The sequence below is a fragment of the Rhizobium ecuadorense genome, from assembly GCF_001187535.1.
Classification (GTDB): domain Bacteria; phylum Pseudomonadota; class Alphaproteobacteria; order Rhizobiales; family Rhizobiaceae; genus Rhizobium; species Rhizobium ecuadorense.
The window spans coordinates 1-221 of record NZ_LFIO01000445.1 but is presented as its reverse complement, the minus strand read 5'-3'; the positions used below and the strand labels follow the sequence as shown (position 1 = coordinate 221).

Annotated in this window: 1 protein-coding gene; it reads right to left on the bottom strand. The window is 55.2% G+C overall.

Features of this window, described 5'->3' with window-relative positions; translation table 11 throughout:
- A partial coding sequence (locus AF337_RS40150) for a 3,4-dihydroxy-2-butanone-4-phosphate synthase (RefSeq protein ID WP_160320273.1) occupies window positions 1-111 on the bottom strand: 111 nt, incomplete at its 3' end.
- Between the last annotated feature and the right edge of the window lie 110 nt (window positions 112-221).

Below are 221 nucleotides of genomic sequence, written 5' to 3'. Positions count from 1 at the left end.
GGCCGCGACCACGATATCGCCTTCGTTTTCCCGGTTTTGGTCGTCAACGACGACGACCATCTTGCCGCTGGCAATGGCTGATATGGCATCTTCAATTCTTGCGATAGTCATGCTGTCTGGCCTTTCAAGGGTTATGTCAGCGTACTGACATGGTCTGCTCGGCTCAATCCGTGAGCGAGCCTTCTGCCCTTGGGCGAACAAACGTCAGCCGACTCCAGGAT